Source organism: Streptomyces sp. NPDC000229 (assembly GCF_040300825.1).
Lineage (GTDB): Bacteria > Actinomycetota > Actinomycetes > Streptomycetales > Streptomycetaceae > Streptomyces.
The window spans coordinates 1-24203 of sequence record NZ_JBEPEL010000020.1 but is presented as its reverse complement, the minus strand read 5'-3'; the positions used below and the strand labels follow the sequence as shown (position 1 = coordinate 24203).

The following is a 24203-nucleotide window of genomic DNA, read 5'->3' as shown; positions in this document are numbered from 1 at the left end:
CGTTTCACTCCTCAGCGGCTTCGCGCGACGCGGAAGCCGATGTAGTCCGTGCGGTTCAGCGCCCAGCCCGACTGCCCGACCGCGGCCACCCGCAGGTTGGCCGGCACCGTCGTCACCCAGCTGCCGCCCTTGACGACCGCGGTCGCGGGGTCGGGTCGGTCGGCGGTCCACTCGGCGACGTTGCCGGACAGGTCCAGGACTCCGAACGGGCTGGCTCCGGCCGGCAGCGATCCCACCGGGGCGGTCCCCTCGGCGTCGTAGTGGGCGTGCGACGGCGCCATCTCGTCACCCCACGGGAAGACGCGGTGTTCGTCGGCCCGCGCGGCGCGCTCCCATTCCGCCGCCGACGGCAGGCGCACACCGGCCCAGGTGGCGAACGCCTGGGCGTCGTGCAGGTTGACGTGCGTGACGGGGTGGTCGGCCAGGTCCTCCGGTGGGGTGGGGCCTTGCCACCAGTCGGGTGCCTCGCCGCCGCCGTCGGCGACGAAGAACGCCCACTGCTCGTTGGTGACGGGCGTGCGGCCGATGTCGTACGCGGGCAGCTCGACCCGGGCGCCGGGCAGTTCGCCGTCGAACCAGGACGGGTGCACTCCGAAACGCTCGGCCAGGGCCTCGACCTGCGTGCTCGGCGTCCCGGTCTGCGCGGTTCCCGGCGGGATGGGGACCAGATCCAGCTCCAACTCGCTGCTCGGCACAGTGCTCCTTTTCGTACGGTGACCTGGGGAGAGCGGCGGTGCCGCCTGGTGAGAGCGAGCGTGCCGTCGGGACGCGTTCACCTCCGGCACGCTCGGGTCTCGTTCGCCCGCTCTAGTAGTCGATGGTCAGCGTCGACTGCTGGGCGTGGCGCATCTTGATGAACGTGGTGCCGTTCGCCACGTGCTTGAACCCTTCCGGCGCGGCGTCGAGGTCGGTGACCGGGCCGAGACCGCGACCGTCGACCTGGACCGAACGCGGGGTGGGTATTCCGGTGATGAGAAGCTGCGACACCTGCCCCGGGAAGAACCCCAGCCTGGCGGTCAGCCTCGATGAGGTGCGCTCGGCGCCGAGCACGTCGGCGGCGGTGGAGATCCGGGTGTTCGGATGGATCAGGGCGGTCTGCACGTCGACGGGGTGGCCGAGAAGCATGACCATGGGTTTGAGGATGTCGTCGGGGTTGAGGTCGAAGTCCTTCACCGGCGTGTTGGGGACCAGGAGCCAACTGTCCGGGTAGCCGCCCTTGTACGGCTCGGTGGTCCGCTGCTGGTGCAGCGCGCTGATCACGATGGCCTCGGCTATCCGGCGCCAGGGGAACCCGCCGATGTCGGCCGGCAGGTGGAACGGCTTGGTGCAGCTCGGGTCGGCGGAGGCGTCGAGGAGACTGAGCAGGAAGTAGGCGTACACCAGGCCCACCCACTGCACCGGCCGGCCGAACCACGGGATGGTGAACATCGTCGCGCCGTAGTCGGAGATGGACGCGTACGGCATGTACGGCCGGTCGGGCGCCGACCACGCGTACAGGAACGGCAGTCCGGTCCGCGCCCAGTAGACGGCCCGGTTCAGGTACCGGGCCTCGCCGGTGAGCCGGTACGCCTCGGTGTAGGCACCGATGCCGTACGCGGACCCGAGGAGCGTCGGCGTGTGGATGGGCATTTCCCAGACACCCACGCCGCGTGGCACGGTGAACTGTTCGATGAAGTTGAGCGCGCGCATACCCGCCTGATGGGCGACGGTGTCTCCGGTGAGCCGGGCATAGCGCAGGAGGCCCTGGGTGTGGACGGTCGAGACGCCCATGATCTCGGTTCCGCGTTCACCCAGGATCTCGTCCTCCGCCTCCTTGGGGTTGAAGGCCCAGCCGCCGGACGGCAGTTGCGTGCGGATTCTGGCGTCCCTGTTCTTCTCGAACTCGGTGATGGCGCCTTCGAGGTTGCCGAGGTAGAACGGCGCGTGGAACCAGCCGCTGTACGTGCCGTCCGTGTTGCCGAGCGCGCTGCGACCTTTGTTGGTGAGGACGCTCACGACGAATTCGTGCACCCGGTTGAACACGGCCGTGCGCTCGCCTGCGTCCGTGGTCAACAGTCCGGCGATATGCAGGTTCACCCCGTACGGCACGTACTGCAATGCCTTTTGACCGGACCACGCCGCCCACCCCTTGACCTGCGGATCCCAGAAGGACCTGAGGTAGGCGTGCCGGACGAGCGCGAGCTCGTCCTCCCAGCTGAATGGCATCGTGCCGGGCTGGGGGACGCCATGCAGCGAGTACCAGTCCTCGACGGCGGTGAGCACGTCGTCTGAGGGGTTGACGATGAAATCGGCCTTGACGGACAGCGGCCGGCCGGCCGCGGCGGGATAGGGCGTCGTCGCCCATGGCGCGTTCTCCGCGACCGGGTGGGGAACGGCCGGGACGAACAGCGAGAGCAGATGGTTGGCCTGCCCGGCGAGCCAGTTCGGTGAGGCGAACCGTGCGCTGGGGTAACGGTTCTGGCCGTCCCACTGCTGGTTGGTGTCCCAGGCGACCGACACGGTCGACCCGCCGCCGGAGATCGCCATCACCGGGACCGTGATCCTCAACGGATGCGGTGCGATACGGAGGTTGTCCGGTGGCCAGACATCGAGGGTGCTCGACGATCTCTCTCCCGCGACGAGCCATTCCAGCCCGGGGAAGAGCCCCATGTGTTTGGGCTTGCCGAAGCTGCCCTCGCCGGCGGTGAGCGAGGGGCCGCCGAAGGCGAGCAGTCTCGCCTGACGATCGGGAGTGATCGAGTACGTGGCCTGGACGGCGCGTGCGGCTGAGCCGGCGTCGTCGGACACGGGCCTGACGGCGAGCCGCAGGTGCGAGGACCATCGCACGCCGTCGGCGTCCGTCACCTGCCCCGTCAGGACGACATGGTCAGCGGCCAGGTGCGCGGTGTCCGGGACGATCGGCATCAGCCGGACGCCGTCGGCTGCCGGACCGACGAGGTAGCTGAGCGGCTGCGACGTCGCCATCCGCTTCCACTCCTGGCCCGTCCGGACGTCGAGGAGGAGCTGCGTATAGCCGCCGGAGCCGCGAACGATGATCGCGCGGACGTTCTTGTTCTGCAGGTGCACATGCCCTGCTTGGTCCTGGAAGACATGCACACCGCTGGGCCACCAGTGCGCGGACGGGGGCGGCACCGGGACGATGGGCAGGATCGCGCCGAACTGCTGGCGGCTGCCGGGTACCTCCATGTCGAACGTGGCCACGCCGGGTACGTCGACCGTGGGGCGCGCCGTCCACAGCAGTTGAGCCTTGCCGTCGGGTGCGATGACGGGAGCCTGCTGGGTCGCGCCGCCGGTGACGAGGGTCACCCCGCTCGGCGGCGTGATCTTCGCGGGGAAGGCCGTGGACGGTTCGCCGCCGACGTTGGACAGCTGGACGGCCAGGGTGACCTCTTCCCCGGGGCGTACCAAGCCCGGCCGTACGATCAGTGGCGCGACCGCGATTCTGGCCCCGAGTTGTTCGATACGGATGTAGTCGAACTCGATCTGGGCGCCGTCGGCGCCCGGCGGCTCCCGGTCCAGGCGGAACACCTGCACCGTGCCCTGCTTCCACCGCTCGTTCTTCGCCGCGAGATCCACCGTGTATTCGTGGAACGCGCCGTCGGCCTTGATCGGGATCTCGATCAGCTTGTCCACGCCGAGCGTCGGGGACGTGTCGGTGGCGAAGTAGACCGAGAGGCTCTCACCGGCGGTCGCCCGCATCCGGAACCGGAGGATGCGGTCGCGGATGCCGTTGAGGTTCAACGGCGGCGCGGTCATGTAGGGGTCGAAGCCGGTGACGCTGGTGCTGAGTGTGCCGCCGCGTACGACGAACGGTGCCAGGCCTTTCGCCGCCGTCCATCCTTCGGCGTCGCCGTCCTTGGTGAATTCCCACCCCACGGCTGTGCCGGTGGTGGTGATCGGCTGGATGAACAAGCCCCGAGCCGAATCGAACTCCCAGGGCCCGGTGTCGGCGCGTTCCGCGGCACCGGCCGGTGTGACCCGGAAGAAACCGCTGCCGAGCACGGCGACCGTGCCGATAGCGCCGAACTGGAGGAGTTGTCTTCGTCCGATGCCGTTGGTGCCCATGGTGCGGTCCTTTCGTTTCAGGCTGGCTGGAGCTGTCTTGGCCGCGAGGGCGGCGGGGGTGGCCGTTCGGCCCGCGCGACGCCGCGACACCTTCGGTGCGGGCACCTCCCTTGCCCAGTCGGCTGTGCGCTGCTGTGGGTCGGTCATCGGGCTTCGATCGGGTCGTCGCCGCGGCTCCGGCCGGCTGGACAAGCGGCCCATCGAGCCGGGCGTCGCGGACAGTTCCGCAGCCCACTCGGCTGTCTCAGCCGAGGCCGGGGGCTACTTTCCGGTGCCGCCGCCCGCAAGCCCGCCCTGCATTCCGGCGAGGAAATGCTTGGACAGGAACACGAAGAGCAGCAGCAGCGGGATGCTCGCGATGGCGTATCCCGCGAACAGCGGACCGTATTCCGTCGCGTGCTGCGTCTGGAAGAACTGCAGACCCGCCGACACGGTGCGCAGATCGTTCTCGGTGACGGTGAGCAAGGGCCAGAAGAAGTCGTTCCACACGCCGATCACGGTCACCAACGCGACGGTTCCGACGACGGGGAGCGACAACGGAACCATGATGGAGACGAACATCCGCAGCCCGCCGGCGCCGTCCACGCGCGCGGCGTCGAAGAGCTCCTGCGGCAGCTGCTCGACAAACGTCTTCATCAGCAGAGTTCCGAGCACCGCGCCGCCCACGAGGTGCGGGATGACGAGCACGATGCGGGTGTTGAGCAGCCCCATGTCGCGCATGAGCACGAACATCGGGATCAGACTGGAGATGCCCGGCACCATGAGCAGCACCGCGACCAGCCCGAAGAGCACGTTCCTTCCGAAGAATTCGTAACGGGCGAAGACGAACGCCGCCACCATGCACAGCGCGAGCGCTCCGACACTGGAGGCGATCGCCACGACCACTGAGGTGACCAGGTACGGCTGGATCTGCTCCCAGGCCCTGGCGTAGTTGTCGAAGTGGAACGGCAGGCTGGGCATCCACCACGACTCGTAGTACTGCTGGTTGGTCTTCAGCGACGTCATGAGCATGAAGAGGAACGGGAAGAGCCCGACGAACGCGATGACACTGAGCACGCCCTTGATCGCGAGCTGGTTGCCGCGCCGACGTCCGCGCGACGTGGCCGGCCTCACCGCGGTTCGCCCCGGTTCGCCCCGGCCGGGGGTGCCGTGCAGGCGGAGCTGGACCTCAGAGTCGACGGACATCGGCCCGGTCCTCTCTTCTGACGAACACGATGATGATGCTCAGGAGGATCGTCATGACGAACAGCGTGGTGGACAGCGCGGCGGCATAGCCCCACTCGCTGCCCTGGAACGCCACTCCGAGCATGCGGAGCACCGGCACCTCGGTCGCGTTGTCGGGTCCGCCTCCGGTGAGCAGGTACGCCGCGAAGCCGTATTGCAGGACGTTGATCGTCGCCAGGAACACCAGCAGTTTGAGCTGGCTCGCCATCAGCGGAAGGTCGATCGCGAAGAGCCGCCGCAGCCGGCCGCAGCCGTCGAGGGCGGCCGCCTCGAACACCTCGGCCGGGACGTTCTGCAGGGTGGTGAGAAACACCAGGAACGGAAGTCCGGCGACGAACGGGAAGCCGATGAACAGCAGCGACAGCAGCGCGAACTGCGGATCGCCCACCCAGTTCTGTGCCAGAGCGTCAAGTCCGACGGCTCGCAGTAGGCGATTGATGACGCCGTTGTTGGGTTCGTACATCGCTGCCCAGAGCAGGACCGTGACGACTCCGGGAAACGCCATGGGCGCGATCAGGGCGGTGCGGAAGAAGAACTGCGCGCGCTTGCTCTTCAGGCTGATGATGAGCTCGGCCGCGAGCAGCGGAATCGCCCACGCCACGGTGATACCGAAGACGAAGATGACACCGAGATTGCGGAACGACCGCCACCACAGGTCGTCGTCCAGCATGGCCCGGTAGTTGTCCAGTCCGACGAAGGGCGAGTCGAAGCCCGGCCGCCATTCGTAGAACGAGTGCCAGATCCCGCTTGCCGCCGGGTAGTAGGCGAAGACCGCCAGCGTCACGAAGAGTGGTATGAGGGCCAGATAGGCAAACCAGGGGAAGCGTTTCCAGCCCCTCGCCATCACTCCTCCTTCCGAGCGTTGCGCCTCGTCCTGCACCGGCCGGGTCGCCCGCCCGCTGTTTCCGCCGGTCTTTACTTCGCCCAAGGCTCGTTCCCCCACTTGCCGTCCTTGACGGCCTGGCGTTGCCCCTTGATCCACAGGTCCTGGAGGTAACGCTGCTGCTCCGGCAGAGACTTCGTGCCCAGCAGCCATCCATCGACGAGGCTGAGCCTGGTCACACCCGGCGGCCCGATGGGCATGACCAGCGGGACCGGGTCGCCCCAGCTGCCCTCGGCGAACATCTTCGTCTCGTCGGCGCCGGAAGCGCCCTCGACCGCGGGGATGCCACCGGTGGCCTTCAGCCAGGGCTGCACGTTCTCCGGCGAACCGACGAACTGCAGGAACTTCAGCGCGGCTTCGAGCTTCTTGCCCTTGACGGTCGACGGGATCATGTAGTTGGTGCCGCCGACACCGGCCCCGAACCTCGCCGGAGCGCCAGTGGCGAGCGGCGTGGTCTCCTTGGTGATCTGTGGGAACGGCATGCTGGCGAAGTCGAACTTCACGTCCTGCAAGGAGGTGACACCGAAGTTGACGCCCCACGCCATGCCGGTCTTGCCGGCCGCGAAGTCACGCAGTCCGACCACGGCGCCGTTGAGCCCCTCGGTGTTGCCCGACCACTGCTCGTCGACGCAGGAGTCCCACACCTTCTTGAGGAGCTTGAGCGACTCGACGGCTTCGGGCGTCTTCGGCGTCAGATCGCCGGAGAGCACGGCCTTGGCGACCGACTTGTTGGTGACGACGGGTTCGCCCGTCGCCGACGTCGCCTTTCCGGGCTTGCCGTCGGCCGTGTAGACGTTGAGCCGATCGACGTGCTTGTCGAGCAGCATCCCGCTGATCGCGGTCATCGTCCAATCGGGGCCCAGGTCGGACCGGTCCATCGCGAGCGGTGTGTAGCCGGCCCCCTTCAGCTTGGCGCACCCGTCGATGAAGTCCTCGAAGGTCTTGAACGGCCCTGTCAGTCCGGCCTTGTCGAACGCCTCCTTGTTGTAGAACAACCCGGTCCCGGCCAGGTTGAAGGGCACGAACTCGAGCTTGCCCTCAGCGTTGCGGAGCGCCGGATTCTCGAGGCCGTAGTAGCGCTTGCGGAAGGTGTCGGCCCATTTCTCGCTGCCCGGTCCGGACGTGATGTAGGGGTTGGGTTTCGCGAGGTACTCGTCGAGGGCGTGCACCATGTGCGGCTTGTGGGGTACCTGACTGAACACCAACTCCGGTGCGGTACCGGCGGCAAGGTGCGTGGAGATCGTCTGCGCGAAGCTGTTCAGCGGCAGCACGACCGTCTTGACCTTGATGTTCGGTTCCGCCTTCTGGAAGGATGCGACGAGGTCCTCCCACGGCTTACCGAACGACGAACCGCTCTCGCTCCACTGGTTCGGGCCCTCCAGGGTGATGGTCACGGTATCCCCGGACGACGAATCGTCCCCGCCGGAACCGCAGGCGGTCAGGCTCAACGCCAGGGCTGCGGTGGTTGCGGTCAGGCGCACCGCGGCCGAACCTCGCGACCGCAGGAATCCGCTGCGTGATCGTTCGCTCAAACCCGATCTGAGCATGTGTACACCCTTCTTAGCCCCGCGACTGCGCAGTCCGGGAGTGGTGCTCAAAGACGCTCTGGAACGTTTCAACGGCTGGGCGTGAACCTAGGTCCGCGCTCCATCCACTGTCAATACAGTGACCGGATTCACACAAAACCGCTGTTGCATGCGCAGTTGGCGGGCCGCGTGAGGGAACGGTCCCTCATCCGACCGACGTTCGCGAGCTGGCCACGGCGGCGAGCGTCACGGCCCCTCGTCCCCTCGAAGGACATGGGCGGACCCTGCGTCAGCTGTCGCGAATGGAGCAACAGGACCGCAAGGCATACGGACCATTCCCCTGTCACGCGCAGCTCGGGATGCTGCTCCAAGAGCCTCGGCGTGGCCGCCTGACGCCAGGAGTCCGTCAGGATCGCACGCAGCTCCTCCACGTCGTCGAGCGCCGCGAACCGGACGCGCACCCAGGCGAAGGACGCCTCATGGTCGGCGTCCAGAACGTGTGCAGCTCGGCGAGGACCGGTTCATCGCGCTCCTCCTTCGGGCAGCGCACCGCGACCGAGGTCGCAGGCGCCATCCAGCTCCTCGGTGCGTCAACGGTCACGGTGCGCCTTTCGCGAAGACCGGAAGCGGGCGAGTCTTCCGGCACGCCCAGCGCAAGGCCGTCCGCCCCGGCCGGCGGCAATCCCTGACGCTGCGCGGCGGGACCACGGGTGCAGATTCAGGTCAGGACCGCGGCATGCTCGACCTGCGCACGACGAGCTCCGGCTGGAGCACGATGCCGGTGTGCTCATGGTCATGCTCCGGGTCCGACGGCTCGAGCTCCTCCAGCAGGAGCCGTGCTGCGAGACGGCCGATCTCCGCGGCCGGATGGCGCACCGAGGTCAGCGGGATAAGGCTCGCCTCCGCGAACTCGATGTCGTCGTAACCGACGACGGCAAGGTCGTCCGGGACGCGCACCCCCGCATTGAAGGCCGTCTGCATGACGCCCAGGGCCAGGAGGTCGTTCGCGCAGAAGACGGCCGTAGGCCGGGGCGAGAGGCCGATGAGCCGGGCCCCGGCGTCCCGGCCGGCGCCGACGTCCAGCTTCTCGGTCGGGATGTCGACGACCGCGTCGGCACCGAGCCCCGACTCCTCCACCGCGCGGACAAGGCCCTCACGCCGATCCCGGACCTGCTGCAGATGACCGGGGCCACGCACGTAGGCGATACGCCGATGGCCGGCGGCGAGCAGGTGCCTGCCCGCGAGCATGCCTCCCAGGACGTCGTCAGCGGCCACCGAACAGGCCGTCTGCGCGTCGACCGCCCGGTCGACGATGACGAACGGGATGTTCGCGCGTCGCAGCGGCTCCCATGGTTCACCGTCAGACGCGACCGGTGCGAACAGAACACCACGCAGGCGCTGCTCGACGAAGAGCGACAGATAGGCCTGCTCGGCCGAAGCGCTCTCGGCACTGTTGCACACCATCACACCGAGGCCCGCTTCGACGGCCACCCGCTCGGTGCCCTGGGCGAGGACGGCGAAGAAGGGGTTCACGGTGTCCATGACCAGCAGCCCGAGCATGCGGCTCCGGCCGGCACGCAGTTGCCGCGCCGACTCGCTGCGGACGTACCCCAGCAGGTCGATCGCTGCGTGGACACGGGCTCGGATCTCGCTGGAGACGCGCTCGGGCCTGTTCAGGACGTTGGAGACCGTCCCCACGGAGACGCCCGCCTGGCGCGCCACGTCCTTGATGCCCACCACTGCCGACCGTCCGTTCGCCTCGAATCCGTATGCTCGCCATCCTGGGGCGCCACCACACTATCCTAGATGAATCCTTTCACCTGAGATCACTCGTCCCCTCTTGACCGCTTCGCGTATACATGCTTCGGTAGCCATGAATCGATTCACATCGCCGACGCGGTAGAGCGCGGCCCTGGTTCCGAGGTTGCCCTATGACTGTCGTGCGGGACGCCGTGAAGGCCGCGCTCAAGGCCCAGACCATCGAGACGCCCTCCTGGGGCTACGGGAACTCAGGCACCCGCTTCAAGGTGTTTGCCCAGCCCGGTGTCCCCAGGACGCCGTGGGAGAAGCTCGACGACGCCGCGAAGGTGCACGAGTGCACCGGCATCACCCCGAAGGTCTCCCTCCACATCCCCTGGGATCGTGTCGACGACTACGCCGGGCTCGCCGCGTATGCGAAGGAGCGCGGCCTGGAGCTGGGGGCGATCAACTCCAACACCTTCCAGAACGACGACTACCGGCTCGGCAGCGTCTGCCACCCGGACGCGAAGGTACGCCGCAAGGCCGTCGACCACCTGCTGGAGTGCGTCGACATCATGGACACGACCGGCTCGTCGGACCTGAAGCTGTGGTTCGCCGACGGAACCAACTACCCCGGCCAGGACGACATCGTGGCTCGCCAGGACCGTCTCGCCGCTGCTCTTGCCGAGGTGTACGAGCGGCTCGGTGACGAGCAGCGCCTGCTCCTGGAATACAAGTTCTTCGAGCCGGCCTTCTACACCACCGACGTCCCGGACTGGGGTACGTCCTACGCCCACTGTCTCAAGCTCGGGCCCCAGGCCCAGGTTGTCGTGGACACCGGCCACCACGCGCCGGGCACCAACATCGAGTTCATCGTGGCCTTCCTCCTGCGCGAGGGGAAGCTCGGCGGCTTCGACTTCAACTCCCGCTTCTACGCCGACGACGACCTGATGGTCGGCTCGTCCGACCCCTTCCAGCTGTTCCGGATCATGCACGAGGTGGCGAAGAACGGCGGCCTCGCCCCGGCCGCGAACGTCGCCTTCATGCTCGACCAGTGCCACAACATCGAGGCGAAGATCCCGGCCGTCATCCGCTCCGTGATGAACGTCCAGGAGGCCACCGCCAAAGCCCTCCTCGTCGACCTCGACGCGCTCGCCACCGCTCAGCGCGACGGTGACGTCCTCGCCGCGAACGCGGTGCTGATGGACGCGTACAACACCGACGTGCGCCCGATGCTGCGCGAAGTCCGCGAGGAACAGGGGCTCGCACCGGACCCCGTCGCCGCGTACGCCGCTTCCGGGTGGCAGGAGCGGATCGCCACCGATCGTGTCGGCGGCGAGCAGGCAGGCTGGGGAGCCTGACCACGCGGCTTCCCAGGGCTCAGTCCGCAGGACCGGATGGCCCGCCCCCTCAGGGGCGCCCACCTTCCCCTTCCGCACACTTCGACTCCGAAGGAACCGACCACACATGGCCACCCACCCCGAAGTCGCCGCGCTCCTCGGCCGCGCGCACCGGCTGGGCTCCGACCCCCGCAACACCAACTACGCCGGCGGCAACGCCTCCGCCAAGGGCACCGTCACCGATCCTGTCACCGGCTCCGACACGGAGCTGATGTGGGTGAAGGGGTCCGGCGGCGACCTCGGCACGCTCACCGAGGACGGCCTGGCCGTGCTGCGTCTCGACCGGCTGCGGGCGCTGAAGGGCGTGTACCCCGGTGTCGAGCGCGAGGACGAGATGGTCGGTGCCTTCGACTACTGCCTGCACGGCAAGGGCGGCGCCGCTCCGTCGATCGACACCGCCATGCACGGCCTGGTGGACGCCCCGCATGTCGACCACCTTCACCCCGACTCCGGCATCGCCCTCGCCTGTGCCGCCGACGGCGAGAAGCTGACGGCGGAGTGCTACGGCGGAAGGGTGGCGTGGGTGCCGTGGCGCCGGCCCGGCTTCCAGCTCGGTCTGGACATCGCGGCGATCAAGGAGGCCAATCCGGAGGCCGTCGGCGTCGTCCTCGGAGGGCACGGGATCACCGCCTGGGGCACCACCTCCGAGGAGTGCGAGACGCATGCCGTGTGGATGATCCGCACGGCGGAGGCCTTCCTCACCGAGCGGGGCAGGAAGCAGCCGTTCGGCTCGCCCCTGGAAAACTACGCGGCGCTGGACGGGGAGAAGCGCCGGGAACGGGCCGCCTTGCTCGCGCCCGTGATCCGCGGTCTGGCCTCCCAGGACCGCCCGCAGGTGGGGCACTTCACCGACTCGGAGGTCGTCCTCGACTTCCTCGCCCACGACCAGCACCCGCGCCTGGCGGCCCTGGGCACGTCCTGCCCCGACCACTTCCTGCGGACGAAGGTGCGCCCGCTGGTCCTGGACCTGCCTCCCACGGCTCCGCTGGACGAGGCCGTGGCCCGGCTGAGGGAGCTGCACGCGGAGTACCGGGAGGAGTACGCCGCCTACTACGAGCGGCACGCAAGCCCCGACTCGCCCGCGATGCGCGGCGCCGACCCTGCGATCGTCCTCGTTCCCGGCGTCGGCATGTTCTCGTTCGGCAAGGACAAGCAGACCGCACGCGTGGCGGGCGAGTTCTACGTCAACGCGATCAACGTCATGCGCGGTGCCGAGGCGGTGTCGGCGTACGCGCCGATCGAGGAGGCGGAGAAGTTCCGGATCGAGTACTGGGAGCTGGAGGAGGCCAAGCTGCGGCGCATGCCGAAGCCGAAGCCCCTCGCGACCCGGGTCGCTCTGGTGACGGGTGCGGGCTCGGGCATCGGCAAGGCGATCGCGCACCGGCTGGTCGCCGAGGGCGCCTGTGTCGTGGTCGCCGACCTGAACGGCGAGAGCGCCGCCGCCGTGGCCGAGGAACTGGGCGGCCCGGACAAGGCCGTGGCGGTCACCGTGGACGTCACGTCCGAGGAGCAGATCAGCGCCGTGTTCCGCGAGGCCGTCCTCGCCTTCGGCGGTGTCGACCTGGTCGTCAACAACGCCGGCATCTCGATCTCCAGGCCGCTGCTGGAGACGACCGCGAAGGACTGGGACCTCCAGCACGCCATCATGGCCCGGGGCTCCTTCCTGGTCTCCCGCGAGGCCGCCCGGATCATGATCGAGCAGAAGCTGGGCGGCGACATCGTCTACATCGCCTCCAAGAACGCCGTCTTCGCCGGCCCGAACAACATCGCCTACTCCGCCACCAAGGCCGATCAGGCCCACCAGGTCCGGCTCCTCGCCGCCGAGCTCGGGGAGCACGGCATCCGGGTGAACGGCGTCAACCCCGACGGGGTCGTGCGCGGTTCCGGCATCTTCGCCGCAGGCTGGGGCGCCCAGCGCGCCGCCACCTACGGCATCGAGGAGGAGAAGCTCGGCGAGTTCTACGCCCAGCGCACCCTCCTCAAGCGCGAGGTCCTGCCCGAGCACGTCGCGAACGCGGTCTTCGCCCTCACCGGCGGCGACCTCACCCACACCACCGGCCTGCACGTCCCCGTCGACGCCGGCGTCGCCGCGGCCTTCCTGCGATGAGGGCCGTTCGACCGCCCTGGGGTGGGCGACTGATGCACCCGCCCCAGGTGCCCCCGCGGACCGGCGGCGCAATGCCGTACGGGAACCGGCCCTGACACCGTGCCCGCCGAGCACCGCCGGTCCGCCCATTCATCCCTCTTTGTCCTTCGATGAGCCGCCCGCACGCAAAGGTAGCCACGTGACCACCACTCCCCCGTCGTCCGCCTTCGCGTCCGCGTTCGCCGCAGTCGATGTCGGCGCCACCAGCGGACGGGTGATCGTCGGCCGGGTAGGTCCCGACAACCTCGATCTCACCGAGGTCCACCGCTTCCCCAACACACCCGTACGCCTGCCGGACGGGTTGCGCTGGAACACCCTCGCCCTGTTCCAGGGCATCCTCGACGGACTGCGCGAGGCCGCCCGCTCCGGCGGCGTCGCTTCCATCGGCGTCGACACCTGGGCGGTGGACTACGCCCTCCTCGACACAGACGGAGCCCTGCTCGGCCACCCCTTCCACTACCGCGACGACCGGACCGACGGCGCCGCCGCCCGTGTCTGGGCCAGGGTCGGCCCCGAGGAGCTGTACGGCATCACGGGCCTCCAGCACCTCCCGTTCAACACGGTCTTCCAGCTCGCCTCCGCCGAAGGAACCGCCCAGCGGCAGGCCGCCCGCACGCTGCTGCTCATCCCGGACCTGCTGATCCACTGGCTGACCGGGTCCATCGGAGCCGAGGAGACCAACGCCTCCACCACCGGCCTCTTCGACGCCCGCACCGGCACCTGGTCCAAGGACCTCCTGAACCGGCTCTCTCTCGATCCCGGCCTCTTCCCGCCGTTGCGCGCGCCCGGCGACCCGGCCGGCACCCTGCTGCCCCACGTCGCCACGTACACCGGGCTCGATCCCCGGACGCCGGTGACGACGGTCGCCTCGCACGACACCGCCTCCGCGGTCGTCGCCGTGCCCGCGACCGAACCCGGCTTCGCCTACATCTCGTGCGGCACCTGGTCGCTCGCCGGCCTCGAACTCGACACCCCGGTCCTCAGCGAGGCCTCCCGGGCGGCGAACTTCACCAACGAACGCGGCATCGACGGCACCGTGCGTTACCTGCGCAACATCATGGGCATGTGGCTGCTCGAAGAGTGCCGGCGCACCTGGGAGAGGGAGAACCTGCCCACCCACATCCCCACGCTCCTCGCCGACGCGGCCCGGGCCGAACCCTTCGCTTCCCTCGTCGACCCGGACGCCCCGGAGTTCCTCGCCCCCGGCGACATGCCGGCCCGCATCCGGGACTACTGCGCCCGCACCGGGCAGCGCGTTCCCGGCAGCCAGGGCGCAGTCGTCCGCTGCATCCTGGAAAGCCTGGCGCTCGCCCACCGCCGCACCCTGCGCCAGGCCGCCGAGCTCGCCGACCGCGACATCACCCGGATCCACCTCGTCGGCGGCGGCTCCCGCAACGACCTCCTCTGCCGGCTCACCGCCGAGGCCACCGGCTTGCCGGTCATCGCCGGCCCCACCGAAGCCACCGCACTGGGCAACATCCTCGTCCAGGCCCGCGCCGCAGGCCTGGCCGGCGACCTCGCCGACATGCGCCGCCTGATCGCCTCCACACAGCACCTGCGGCACTACACCCCCCAGGGTGACACCGCCGCATGGAACGCGGCCGCCGCCCGACTCGACCCCGCCCCGAGGAACCGCTGATGCGCGTCGCCCTCTTCGTCACCTGCGTCAACGACGCGATCTACCCCTCCACGGCCGTCGCCACCGTCAGGCTCCTCGAACGGCTCGGCGTCACGGTGGACTTCCCCGCCGCCCAGACCTGCTGCGGCCAGCCCCAGTACAACACCGGCTACCGCCGCGAGACCGAACCCCTGGTCCACCGCATGGCCCGCACCTTCGAGGGCTACGACTACGTGGTCACCCCGTCCAGCTCCTGCGTCGCCATGGTCCGCGACAGCTACCCGAGGATCGCCCGGAAGGCCCGTGCCGAAGGCCGCGGCGACCCGCTGGCAGAGGCCTCCGACTCCCTCGTCCCGAGGACGTACGAACTGACGGAGTTCCTCGTCGACGTCCTCGGCGTGACGGACGTGGGGGCGTACTTCCCCCACACGGTGACCTACCACCCCTCCTGCCACGGCCTGCGCATGCTCGGCCTGGGGGGACGCCCCCGCCGACTCCTCCAGGCAGTGAAGGGTCTCGAACTGCGGGAGCTGCCCGGGGCGGAGGAGTGCTGCGGCTTCGGCGGCACCTTCGCGGTGAAGAACCCGGACGTGTCGGCGGCCATGGGCGCCGACAAGATCCGCAACTCCCTGCCCACCGGCGCCGGGGTCCTGTGCGGCACCGACAACTCCTGCCTGATGCACATCGACGGCATGCTGCGCCGCCAAGGCGCCCCGCAACGCGCCCTGCACATCGTCGAGATCCTCGCGAGTACGGAAGAGGAGCCCCTGGCATGAGCGGGACCTTCATCGGCATGCCGGCCTTCCCCAAGGCCGCGCACGACGCCGTACGCAACGACACCCTGCGCGCCAACCTGCGCCACGCCACCCACACCATCCGCGACAAGCGAGCCATGGCAGTGTCCGAACTCGCGGACTGGGCCGAGCTCCGCGAGGCGGGCAAGCAGATCAAGAACCTCACCCTCAGCAGACTCGACCACTACCTGCTCCAGCTGGAGGAAGCAGTCACCGCGGCCGGCGGCACCGTGCACTGGGCGGCCGACGCGGCCGAGGCCAACCGGATCGTCGCGGACCTCGTCAAGGCGACCGGTGAAACGGAGGTCGTCAAGGTCAAGTCGATGGCCACGCAGGAGATCAGCCTCAACGAGGCGCTGGAGGCCGAAGGGATCCGGGCCTACGAGACCGACCTCGCCGAGCTGATCGTCCAACTCGGCAATGACCGGCCCTCCCACATCCTCGTCCCCGCGATCCACCGCAACCGCGGCGAGATCCGCGACATCTTCCGCACCGAGATGGGCAAGTGGGGCCGAGAGGCACCTGACAACCTCACCGACAGCCCCGCCGAACTGGCGGAGGCGGCCCGGCTGCACCTGCGGGAGAAGTTCCTGCGCGCGAAGGTCGGGATCTCCGGGGCGAACTTCATGGTCGCCGAGACAGGCACCCTCGTCGTCGTCGAGTCCGAGGGCAACGGCCGGATGTGCCTCACGCTCCCCGAGACCCTCATCTCCGTCGTCGGTATCGAGAAGGTCGTCCCCACCTGGCGGGACCTGGAGGTCTTCCTCCAGACGCTCCCCCGCTCCTCGACGGCCGAGCGGATGAACCCGTACACGAGCATGTGGACCGGAACCACCGACGCGGACGGGCCGAAGACCTTCCACCTCGTGCTCCTCGACAACGGCCGGACCGACACCCTCGCCGACGAGGTCGGCCGCCAGGCCCTGCGCTGCATCCGCTGCTCCGCCTGCCTCAACGTCTGCCCGGTGTACGAGCGGGCCGGCGGCCACGCGTACGGCTCCGTCTACCCCGGCCCGATCGGCGCCATCCTCACCCCCCAACTCCGTGGCACGCAGAGCGAGATCGACGCTTCCCTCCCATACGCCTCCTCCCTGTGCGGAGCCTGCTACGACGTGTGCCCGGTCGCCATCGACATCCCCGAGGTCCTCGTCCACCTCCGCGAGAAGGTCGCCGGGCAGGGCGGGAAGGGACACCGGCTGGAGAAGGCGGCGATGAAGGCCGCCGGCTGGGTCCTCGACCGCCCCGGCGTTCTCGCCGCCGGCGAGCGCGTCGCGTCGAGGACGCGCGCGCTGCACCCGAGGAAGCTGCCCGGGCCGGGCGTCGGCCCGTGGTCGGAGAGCCGCGACCTGCCCGAGATGCCCGCCGAACCGTTCCGTGACTGGTGGAAGAAGAACCGCACGTGAATCAGAACTCCCGCGAACGCGTCCTGGACCGCATCCGCCAGGCACTCGCCGCCACGCCACCCGCCCCGGAGCCGGCACGCGGCTACCTCACCACCCACACCCCCGACGCCCCCGTCACCATCGTGGACCTCCTCCACGAGAACCTCGCCGACTACCGCGCGACCGTTCATCGGACCACGGAAACCGAGCTCCCCGATCTGGTGGCAGAACTCCTCGACCGGCACCACGCCCACACCGTCGCCGTGCCACCCGGATTGCCCGCCGCATGGCTGTCCGCGACAACGGCCGAGCAGCACCACGACGCGGACGCCACCCTCACGCCACACGAGCTGGACACCACAGACGCCGTGGTCACCGGCTGCGCCCTCGCCATCGCCGAGACCGGCACGATCGTCCTGGACGGCGGCCCCGGCCAGGGCCGCCGCGCCCTCACTCTCGTCCCCGACCTACACGTCTGCGTCGTACGCGCCAAGGACCAAGTCGTCGCCTCCGTCCCCCAGGCCCTGCCACGCCTCGACCCGACCCGCCCCCAGACCTGGATCTCCGGCCCCTCCGCCACCAGCGACATCGAACTCGACCGCGTCGAAGGCGTGCACGGCCCAAGACGGCTCGATGTTGTGATCGTCACCCGCTGAAGACGAGGCGGAATCTCTCAGCGAAGGACGGAAAGCCGTCAAGGCCCAGTGATGGGGGGGCTGAGTGGCAATCCCTCATCGGAGGAGTCTGTCAGGCGTACCAGAGCCTGCACGTCCTCCTGGTGGATGCCCCACGTTTCGTCAGGCGCGGGAACGCGCGAACCGAGGCCCGACCGGGGCGGCCTCGGTTCGTTCATCCTGACGTCGATGGCGACGCCCGACCAGGTGGACCGGGATCCGCGGCCGGACGCGCCGGCGCCACACCGGGCCGTCAGCTGCGTCCTGGCCACCGTGCCACGCGGCCGGCCGGACGCCCGGGCCGGAATGCCGGTGCGGCGGCGCCACCGACCCGTGCCGGCCGCGGTCGGGGCCTCCCATGGCCGGGACCGCCGGCTGCGCCTCGCCCGCGACGCGCAGACGGACATGCGCACGTTGCGGACCACGGCACCGGGCGCGCCAGTGGACAGCGCGCACAGTGCCGGTGAAGCGGCCGGACCGCGGGACCGATCGACTCAGCCGCCGCTCTTACGCCGGAACGACCGCTGGCTCGCAGCCGGGCCGTGTGCCGCACGCACCTTCGACGCATCCGGGTTGGCGGCAACATCGGCCGCGTCCGCCTGCGCTCCGCGCTTGCGCGCCAGGGCTTCACGGAACTTGCGCTTGAGGTCGTAGTTGCCGTCGCTGTCCGGCGCCAGAGGGGACGTCTCCGGGGCAGCCGGCTCCGAACCTTCCGTGGATTGGGGCTCTGCGGTCATGGGACCTCCTGGGTTCGGGGGGCAGCGCGGCACACCGTTCGGGCTCGGCCGGACGTACAGCCTCGTCGAGGGCCTGCCGCATGCGTGCTGGAAGGCTACAGCCCCGCAGGACCGGAGTGGCTCGGGGAGGAGGTCCTCCGGCATGTTCTGGTAGGCCACCGGCCGCGTCCAGCGGGTGACGGCCCTGCTCCCGACGCTCGTGTGCAGGGGGGTGTAGTGGTCGGCCGTGGCCCGCCGTGGTGCATGGCGGGGATCACAGCGACGCCGGTGGGCCGGCCGTTCCGGACACGGCGGCCCGTACTCGGCGCGGCCGACAGACGGTGAACGCGGAGCCGTCCTCCCGCTCCTGTCCGTGGAGGGACGCGGTGAGTCCGCCCGGCAGGGTGCGCAGGGTGTCCGGCAGATCGTCGGCCGAGGTGTACGTGATGGTCAGGGAGGCGGGGCCGAAGCATTCCCGGAGCAGTTCGGGACACGTGCGCGTCTCCTCGGCCGTTGTGGTGAGGGGAGCGGAGCGGAGGGACTCTCCGGCTCTGGGGTGGGGTGCAGGAGGCCGCACCGCGGGGCGGCCGACGAGGGCGGCGCGGTGGGCGGCGCTGATCCAGGAGCCGAGCAGGGGCACCGGGGGAACCGCGGTGATCCCTCGGCTCAGGTGGTCCTCCGGGCCCTGCCCGGCCGGCAGGAAGCGCAGACCGGCTGGGCGCAGAACCTGTCCCTGGCCGAGGGCGACCGAGGCGGTGTACTCGCGGACGATGTCCGCCCCACGCTGCGCGCAGGCGGCCGGGGTGACCACCACGGGGTGGGGTGAGCCGAGTTCGCCGTGGAAAGGGACCGGGTCGGGCCGGCCGTTGGAACAGGGCCCGTCCCCCGGACGTGGAGCCGGTGACGACCGCCCGTATGCCTGGACCGGTGGCCAGGCTCCGTCCCGTCCCACGGCCGTGGACGACGATCAAGGCCCCCTCCGGGAGTGCTCCGGCGGCCGGTTCGCGGGGCAGCCGGAGAGCCGGGGATGCCCCTCATGGGCCCTGACCACCACGGGGCAGCCCGCGGCGAACATCGCCAACCGCACCTGTGCGCGCCGGATCTCGCCGCGCAGGCGCTCCACACCGAGCCGGGTCTTGAGTTGGGTGTCGGCCCACAGCCGTCCCGTCGTACGGGCCGTCGTCGTCAGCGCGGGGCCTCGGGCGTCCGGTCTTGTCCGACGGGTCCGCTGCGGCTCAGTCGACGGTGACGGTGTAGGTGATGCGCTCGGGGGCCCGGGAGGGGGTGCCCGCCCCCGTGGTCGGGGTGGCGGAAGGCGCGGTCGTCACGGGGGGCTGGGTGGAGGTGTTGCCCTGGCAGGTGGTGAACGTGCAGTGCAGCAGCGTGAACCGGGTGGTCCCCTTGCCCTTGGCCTCGAAGGTGAAGGTGAGCCGGCCGCCGGCACCGGGCACCGGCTCGTCGCCGGAGCCCGACGCGTACTCCTGGCCGCGGCTGACCAGCACCGAGCTGTCGGGCATGGGGTCGACCAGGTACCAGTACTCGCGGGTGGAGGCGTTCTGGTCGACGGTGAGCGTGAAGCGCTCGCCCGGCTCGGCGGTGATGCTGGTGTCCTTCACCGGGTGACTCGTCGGGCGGCTCGCGGTGCCCGTGGAGCCGCCGGCCGGTTCGTCGGTGCCCGAGCCGCAGCCCGTGGCGAGAGCGAGAACCGCGGCCGCCGCGATCGCGGCACCGCCCCTGCTACCGCGGAAGATGGACGCTGTACGCATTGGGGAGATCACTGTTGGAAGCCTTGCCCATGTGTCCGTTGATGAAGTCGTCCTCGCTGACCCCGGTGGTCGAGCCCCAGGGGTTGCGCACCTGAAGCATGTCACCCTCCTGGGTGATGATGGTCATCGCGTGTGCCCCCTGCGCCAGCGACTTCTCGACCTCGGTGAGGACCGCCCTGCGGCCGGTGGCGCTCCTCCACCTCACCCGCCCCACGGCACGTCCTGAACACATCCCAGCCCGGACGACCGGCCGCAACTCGCCGGCGGGCAGCGCGTACGAGCCGACGCCGCGGCTCGGTCCGGTCGATCGCCTCGCCCTGAGTGCCGTACGGGCGCGGACCCGAGTCGGCCGGGCGCAGCCGCAGTCCTGGAAGAGCGGCCCCGGGCCTTCAGTGCCAGGCACCCGACCTCGTCCGGTGCGGCGACATGAAGGAGATCGTCACCGGGGAGGGCAAGCTCCCGGGCCCACCACGATCACCGGGCCGCCGCTGGGTGGGGGCACCTGGGAAGTGCCGGGCGGTCCTTGGTCCGGACGGCGGGCAGCCACGCCGTGGCCTGCCTGTCCGCGTGCGGAACACGGACACGGAACCAGCGGGTGGACTTCAGGTCCTCCTCGTCGATGATGGGCTGGCCCTGCGGTATCTGGCAGTCGACGTCGAGGACGTCACCGTGCCATACCCGCGTCGGTACGACGTTCTCGACGGTGTAGGGCCGCGTGGGGTCGATCGCCAGGCCCAGACTGCACTGCGGGTCCCGGTCCGCGCGGTCCTGACAGCCCCGCTCGGCGTTGAACACCCGGATCTGCACCGGGGGTTCACCGGATGCGCGGGGCGATGCGGACGGCCCTTCCCGTCCGGCGTACACCGCGATCGCCGCGCCCGTCGCACTGCACACCGTGACGGCGAGGAAGGCGGCGCGGGTCCGGTGCCAGACGCGTTTCGCGCGGCTCCCCGGAGTGGGTTCCGCCCTCCCGCCCTCCTGGGCCGTGATCCGTTCGAGCAGGCTTTCGGCCGTATGGACGGCACGCGCGGCGTGGGTCGGGGCCAGGCAGTCGGCGGCCAGCACCCGCCAGAACTCCGGCACCGCGGTATCCATACGTAACGGAACACGCCCCTCGGCGTACTCCTGCGCCGCGGCACCGCGCGCAACCGGCGTGGCGCCGGGGAACGGCGAAGCACCGGACGCGAACACCTCGTGCACCAGGATGCCCAGCGCCCAGATGTCGGCGCTCGGGCGGACCTGCACGCCCAGGTCGCCGAGTGGGGCCCTCCACCGCTCGGGCGGGAGGTAGTCCAGGGTGCCCATCGGGGCGGCGTGTCCGTGCGTTCCGGTGAGTTCGGTGGCGAGCCCGAAGTCCGAGAGCTTCACCGAACCGTCAAAGCCGATGAGGACGTTCTCGGGCTTGAGATCGGTGTGCACCCAGCCGGAACGGTGCAGATGAGCCAGCCCCTCGCAGATGCCGGCGATCAGCCGGCCGCCTTCGGCCCCGGTCACCCCCACATCGAGCAGGTCCCGCAGACTGCACCTCGCCCGCTCCATGACGAGCACGATCGCCCCGTCCAGAAGCGGGCACTCGGGTGCGCTGAGGACGACCGAGTCAAGCAGCCGGATGAGCCTGGGGTGCCCTGCCCGGCGGGCGAGTTCGACCTCGCGCCGGGCGGCCTCGGCCACGGCGCGAGCCTGGCGGGGTGCGAGTCGGGCGGTCGGCATGACCTTGAGCGCGACCTCGCCCCTCACCGGCGCCCCGTCGCCGTCCTGCTCACCTGGCAGGAGCGTCCGCTCCGTGTCGTCCGCGCGGTCGTGGGCCGATCGCCCGGCGTAGACGGTGGCCCATCCTCCGGCCCCGATGGGCTCGGTGACTTCCCAGGCCCCCACCCGGTACCCCCGGGGCAGCAGTTCCGTCCGGTCGCTACCCCATGAGGCACCCCGACGCTGCACGGGTGCCACGTCCCTACCGTCCACGTGCGGCCGGCTCGGCCCGGGGCGGCAACAGCGCGAGATGCCCCTCGTGAACGATGCCGAACCTCAACGCGAGTCCGACCACGGCCTCGCGCTTCCCGTTCCGGCGGTCTCCTCTGCCGGTCCCGGCCGTCTGGGGCACGCCGATCCTCAGCTTCTCCTCGGCGAGGTAGTCGATGTGCGAGGTGACCGCTCGCGGCGTCAGTCTGGCGCAGGCGGCGTGGCCCCTGAGCCGCTCCACGACCTGGGGGGTGGTCGGTACGGCGACCGGTGACTGGTCGCGCAGCCACGGTTCGCAGAGCGCGACGAGCACCAGGAAGTACGTAGCCGTCTCGTCCAAGGAGTACGCCGTGACCGTGCGGCTCTCCCGCGGCCCGCCCGTGCCTTGCGGGTCCAGGTACACGTGGTCGGGCGCGAACACCTGGAAGGAGACCGTGGTGTCGCGGCGAGTGGGCAGCACCACGCGGGAGAACTCGAACGGAATGGGCGCTCCGGCACGTCGTGGCGGCACCCGCAGGTACTCCCCCGCCCCTTCCGGGTTCTCCACGAGGTAGCTGTGGGTGCTGCTGTAATTGCTCAACTGCCAGTGGTCGTCGGTGACCCCGATCTCCCCGGCCAGCCGGGAGATGGCCGCATCGGCGAGGCGCAGGTCGACCGGCGTCGTTGATGAGCCGCGCCCGAAGCGCGCGCGCTCCCCGGGGCCGAGCCTGAGAGTCACGGCGTCACCGTACGACTCCCCGCCGAGGCCACCGCCGCTCCCTTGCGGCAGATGAACGACTATGCCGCTCACGACTCCCCCTGTCCTGCGCGTTGACAGTTGCTGACAACGAACGCTACAGGTTGCACCCTGGGGTTCACCGCATGTCATCAGCCACTTCCGCGGCCCCCGCGAAACGCGGCATACCCGCCCAAACCATGCCTGCCGGAGGCCGGGTCGACCTCGTTCCCTCTACGGTCGCCGAACAAGGCGTAGGGCGACGTGGGGAGGCGGGGGTCGTAGCCCCCGCCGAGCGCAAGCGTCCTCGTTCCGCCGCGACGCGGCCGGTGCCGCCACAAGCCGTCATGCGGAAGCCCTCGAACGGACCGGAACGACGGACCGGAACGACGGGGCGGTACGACCGGGCGGTCGCCGAACGCGGGCCACGGCCGCCGGACGCCACCGGGCCGGGCCTGTACGCGGGTGTGTCCGGCCGTCCATGGTGACGGCGAAGACGTGAATCCGTCCGGTGGCGTCGGCCACGGTCGGCCTGGCGCCAAGGAGGACGCCACCGGCGCGCGATGGCGGTGCCGCCGGGTCCCAGCGCGAAGACCTCCCGCCTTCCGAGTGCGGTGCCTGACCTGCTCCCATGCGGCGTCGGTCCTCGCCCAGTCATACGCCGAGCATCCCGCCCACCACCGGAAACGGCGCCCGTGGGCCTTCGAAGTGGCAGGCCCTAAAGGCTGTCCCATAAATGGTCGTCGAGTCGTTGAAGGCGTGGCCGTTCCGTGCGGACTGGCTCGCCCTATCCGCGGTGAGGGTGAGGTTGTGCAGGCGAGCGATGCCGAGCACGGCATGATGCACGCCGTCCCCTTTGAGCCGGCAGTCGCGTAGGACCTTCCAGCCCTTCATTCGGGCGAAGGCGTGCTCGACGCGGGCGGTACTTGCTTGTGGGAGCGGTTGTGTTCCTCCTTCCATCCCGGAAGGGCCTCACCCTTCGTCCGTCGGTGCGGGATGACGAGTCCGGTGCCCTGGTAGCCGCCGTCCGCGATCGTCACCGTGTCAACGACGGCTTCCTTCGCCCCGGACTCCTTCCAGCCGCGGGAGTCGTGGCGGTTGCCGGGCATCGGTCGGCCGACGAGGACCACCCGGCGGGTGTCGGTATCGATGACGACCTGGTGCGCGGTGGAGTAGCGGTAGTTCTTGGACTGCTCGGCAATGCTGCGGTCTCGGGTGGGAAACGAGGGTGCCGTCCACGATGAGCACGGTGTCTTTACTGAACCGCTTGCGCGGCTGGAGTGCCAGTTTCGGACCAAGGTGTTCGATGATCCGGTCGGCGGCCGACTTGGAGACGCCGAAGAGCGGGGCGAGCTGGCGCTGCGTCAAGTTCGTGTGCCGGTACGCCACGACGAGGAGCACCCGGTCTTCCAGTGACAGGCTCCACGGCCGACCGCGCCGTGCCCCGTCCGCGGCCTCATGGCGAACCACGGTCACCAGCTTGCCGAAGCCGCCCTCCACGAACAGGTACTTCTGCATCTCCTTGTAAACGATTTGGTAGTCCGGCGGGAGTGCCTTGACCCGGGCCACGTGCGCCCGCCACTGTTTCTTGCCTT

The 24203-nt window shown here is 69.9% G+C and carries 18 protein-coding genes and 3 pseudogenes; 6 read left to right on the top strand and 15 right to left on the bottom strand.

The window, feature by feature from the left end; genetic code table 11:
* Positions 1 to 11: 11 nt before the first annotated feature.
* The 7 genes and pseudogenes from ABT360_RS13225 to ABT360_RS13195 all read right to left on the bottom strand — a co-directional run bounded on the left by ABT360_RS13225 (position 12) and on the right by ABT360_RS13195 (position 9435).
* Positions 12 to 695 (bottom strand): formylglycine-generating enzyme family protein, encoded by a 684-nt coding sequence (locus tag ABT360_RS13225; protein ID WP_351814521.1) that lies wholly within the window; start codon positions 693 to 695, stop codon positions 12 to 14.
* A 112-nt stretch (positions 696 to 807) separates the two neighbouring features.
* Entirely contained in the window at positions 808 to 4065 is a 3258-nt protein-coding gene (locus tag ABT360_RS13220) for a hypothetical protein (protein ID WP_351814519.1), read from the bottom strand.
* A 261-nt stretch (positions 4066 to 4326) separates the two neighbouring features.
* On the bottom strand, positions 4327 to 5250 hold the full coding sequence (locus ABT360_RS13215) for a carbohydrate ABC transporter permease (RefSeq protein ID WP_351814517.1): 924 nt from the start codon (positions 5248 to 5250) through the stop codon (positions 4327 to 4329).
* The gene (locus ABT360_RS13210) at positions 5234 to 6217 is read right to left on the bottom strand and encodes a carbohydrate ABC transporter permease (protein WP_351814516.1); all 984 of its coding nucleotides are present in this window, start codon (positions 6215 to 6217) and stop codon (positions 5234 to 5236) included. The genes ABT360_RS13215 and ABT360_RS13210 overlap by 17 nt, the downstream gene beginning before the upstream one ends.
* Positions 6205 to 7653, bottom strand: a complete 1449-nt coding sequence (locus ABT360_RS13205) for an ABC transporter substrate-binding protein (protein WP_351814514.1) — start codon at positions 7651 to 7653, stop codon at positions 6205 to 6207. The genes ABT360_RS13210 and ABT360_RS13205 overlap by 13 nt, the downstream gene beginning before the upstream one ends.
* 395 nt (positions 7654 to 8048) lie before the next feature.
* Positions 8049 to 8260, bottom strand: a pseudogene (locus ABT360_RS13200) (MmcQ/YjbR family DNA-binding protein); the annotation flags it as partial.
* 161 nt (positions 8261 to 8421) lie between these two features.
* Positions 8422 to 9435, bottom strand: coding sequence for a LacI family DNA-binding transcriptional regulator (locus ABT360_RS13195; protein ID WP_351814512.1), 1014 nt, complete (start codon positions 9433 to 9435; stop codon positions 8422 to 8424).
* A gap of 194 nt (positions 9436 to 9629) precedes the next feature.
* Between ABT360_RS13195 and rhaI the strand changes: the two genes are divergently transcribed.
* From rhaI to ABT360_RS13165, 6 genes are all read left to right on the top strand, one after another.
* Positions 9630 to 10799: an L-rhamnose isomerase gene (gene rhaI / locus ABT360_RS13190; RefSeq protein WP_351814510.1), complete on the top strand. Its 1170-nt coding sequence runs from the start codon at positions 9630 to 9632 to the stop codon at positions 10797 to 10799.
* 106 nt (positions 10800 to 10905) lie between these two features.
* Positions 10906 to 12945 carry a bifunctional aldolase/short-chain dehydrogenase gene (locus tag ABT360_RS13185; RefSeq protein ID WP_351814509.1) on the top strand — a complete coding sequence of 680 codons (2040 nt, stop codon included), beginning with the start codon at positions 10906 to 10908 and terminating at the stop codon, positions 12943 to 12945.
* Between the two features lie 178 nt (positions 12946 to 13123).
* Entirely contained in the window at positions 13124 to 14623 is a 1500-nt protein-coding gene (locus ABT360_RS13180) for a rhamnulokinase (RefSeq protein WP_351814507.1), read from the top strand.
* Positions 14623 to 15378 (top strand): (Fe-S)-binding protein, encoded by a 756-nt coding sequence (locus tag ABT360_RS13175; protein WP_351814505.1) that lies wholly within the window; start codon positions 14623 to 14625, stop codon positions 15376 to 15378. The genes ABT360_RS13180 and ABT360_RS13175 overlap by 1 nt, the downstream gene beginning before the upstream one ends.
* Positions 15375 to 16799, top strand: coding sequence for a LutB/LldF family L-lactate oxidation iron-sulfur protein (locus ABT360_RS13170; protein ID WP_351814504.1), 1425 nt, complete (start codon positions 15375 to 15377; stop codon positions 16797 to 16799). Before ABT360_RS13175 ends, ABT360_RS13170 begins: the two co-directional genes overlap by 4 nt.
* Positions 16796 to 17434, top strand: a complete 639-nt coding sequence (locus ABT360_RS13165) for a LutC/YkgG family protein (RefSeq protein WP_351814502.1) — start codon at positions 16796 to 16798, stop codon at positions 17432 to 17434. Before ABT360_RS13170 ends, ABT360_RS13165 begins: the two co-directional genes overlap by 4 nt.
* A 512-nt stretch (positions 17435 to 17946) precedes the next feature.
* Here ABT360_RS13165 and ABT360_RS13160 read toward each other — a convergent pair.
* The 8 genes and pseudogenes from ABT360_RS13160 to ABT360_RS13125 form a co-directional block, all read right to left on the bottom strand.
* Positions 17947 to 18189 carry a DUF5302 domain-containing protein gene (locus ABT360_RS13160; RefSeq protein ID WP_351814500.1) on the bottom strand — a complete coding sequence of 81 codons (243 nt, stop codon included), beginning with the start codon at positions 18187 to 18189 and terminating at the stop codon, positions 17947 to 17949.
* 253 nt (positions 18190 to 18442) lie between these two features.
* A complete protein-coding gene (locus ABT360_RS13155) occupies positions 18443 to 18982 on the bottom strand; it encodes a hypothetical protein (RefSeq protein WP_351814498.1) in 540 nt (179 codons plus the stop codon).
* 421 nt (positions 18983 to 19403) lie between these two features.
* Positions 19404 to 19934: a protease inhibitor I42 family protein gene (locus ABT360_RS13150; RefSeq protein ID WP_351814496.1), complete on the bottom strand. Its 531-nt coding sequence runs from the start codon at positions 19932 to 19934 to the stop codon at positions 19404 to 19406.
* A complete protein-coding gene (locus ABT360_RS13145; RefSeq protein WP_351814494.1) occupies positions 19906 to 20139 on the bottom strand; it encodes a hypothetical protein in 234 nt (77 codons plus the stop codon). The genes ABT360_RS13150 and ABT360_RS13145 overlap by 29 nt, the downstream gene beginning before the upstream one ends.
* A gap of 269 nt (positions 20140 to 20408) precedes the next feature.
* Positions 20409 to 21881: a serine/threonine-protein kinase gene (locus ABT360_RS13140; protein WP_444852235.1), complete on the bottom strand. Its 1473-nt coding sequence runs from the start codon at positions 21879 to 21881 to the stop codon at positions 20409 to 20411.
* Positions 21882 to 21885: 4 nt separating this feature from the next.
* Positions 21886 to 22683, bottom strand: a complete 798-nt coding sequence (locus ABT360_RS13135) for a serine/threonine protein kinase (RefSeq protein WP_351814491.1) — start codon at positions 22681 to 22683, stop codon at positions 21886 to 21888.
* Between the two features lie 723 nt (positions 22684 to 23406).
* Positions 23407 to 24126: pseudogene (locus ABT360_RS13130) on the bottom strand (transposase); the annotation flags it as partial.
* Positions 24100 to 24203 (bottom strand): annotated as a pseudogene (locus tag ABT360_RS13125) (DUF1048 domain-containing protein); the annotation flags it as partial. The pseudogenes ABT360_RS13125 and ABT360_RS13130, both read right to left, overlap by 27 nt.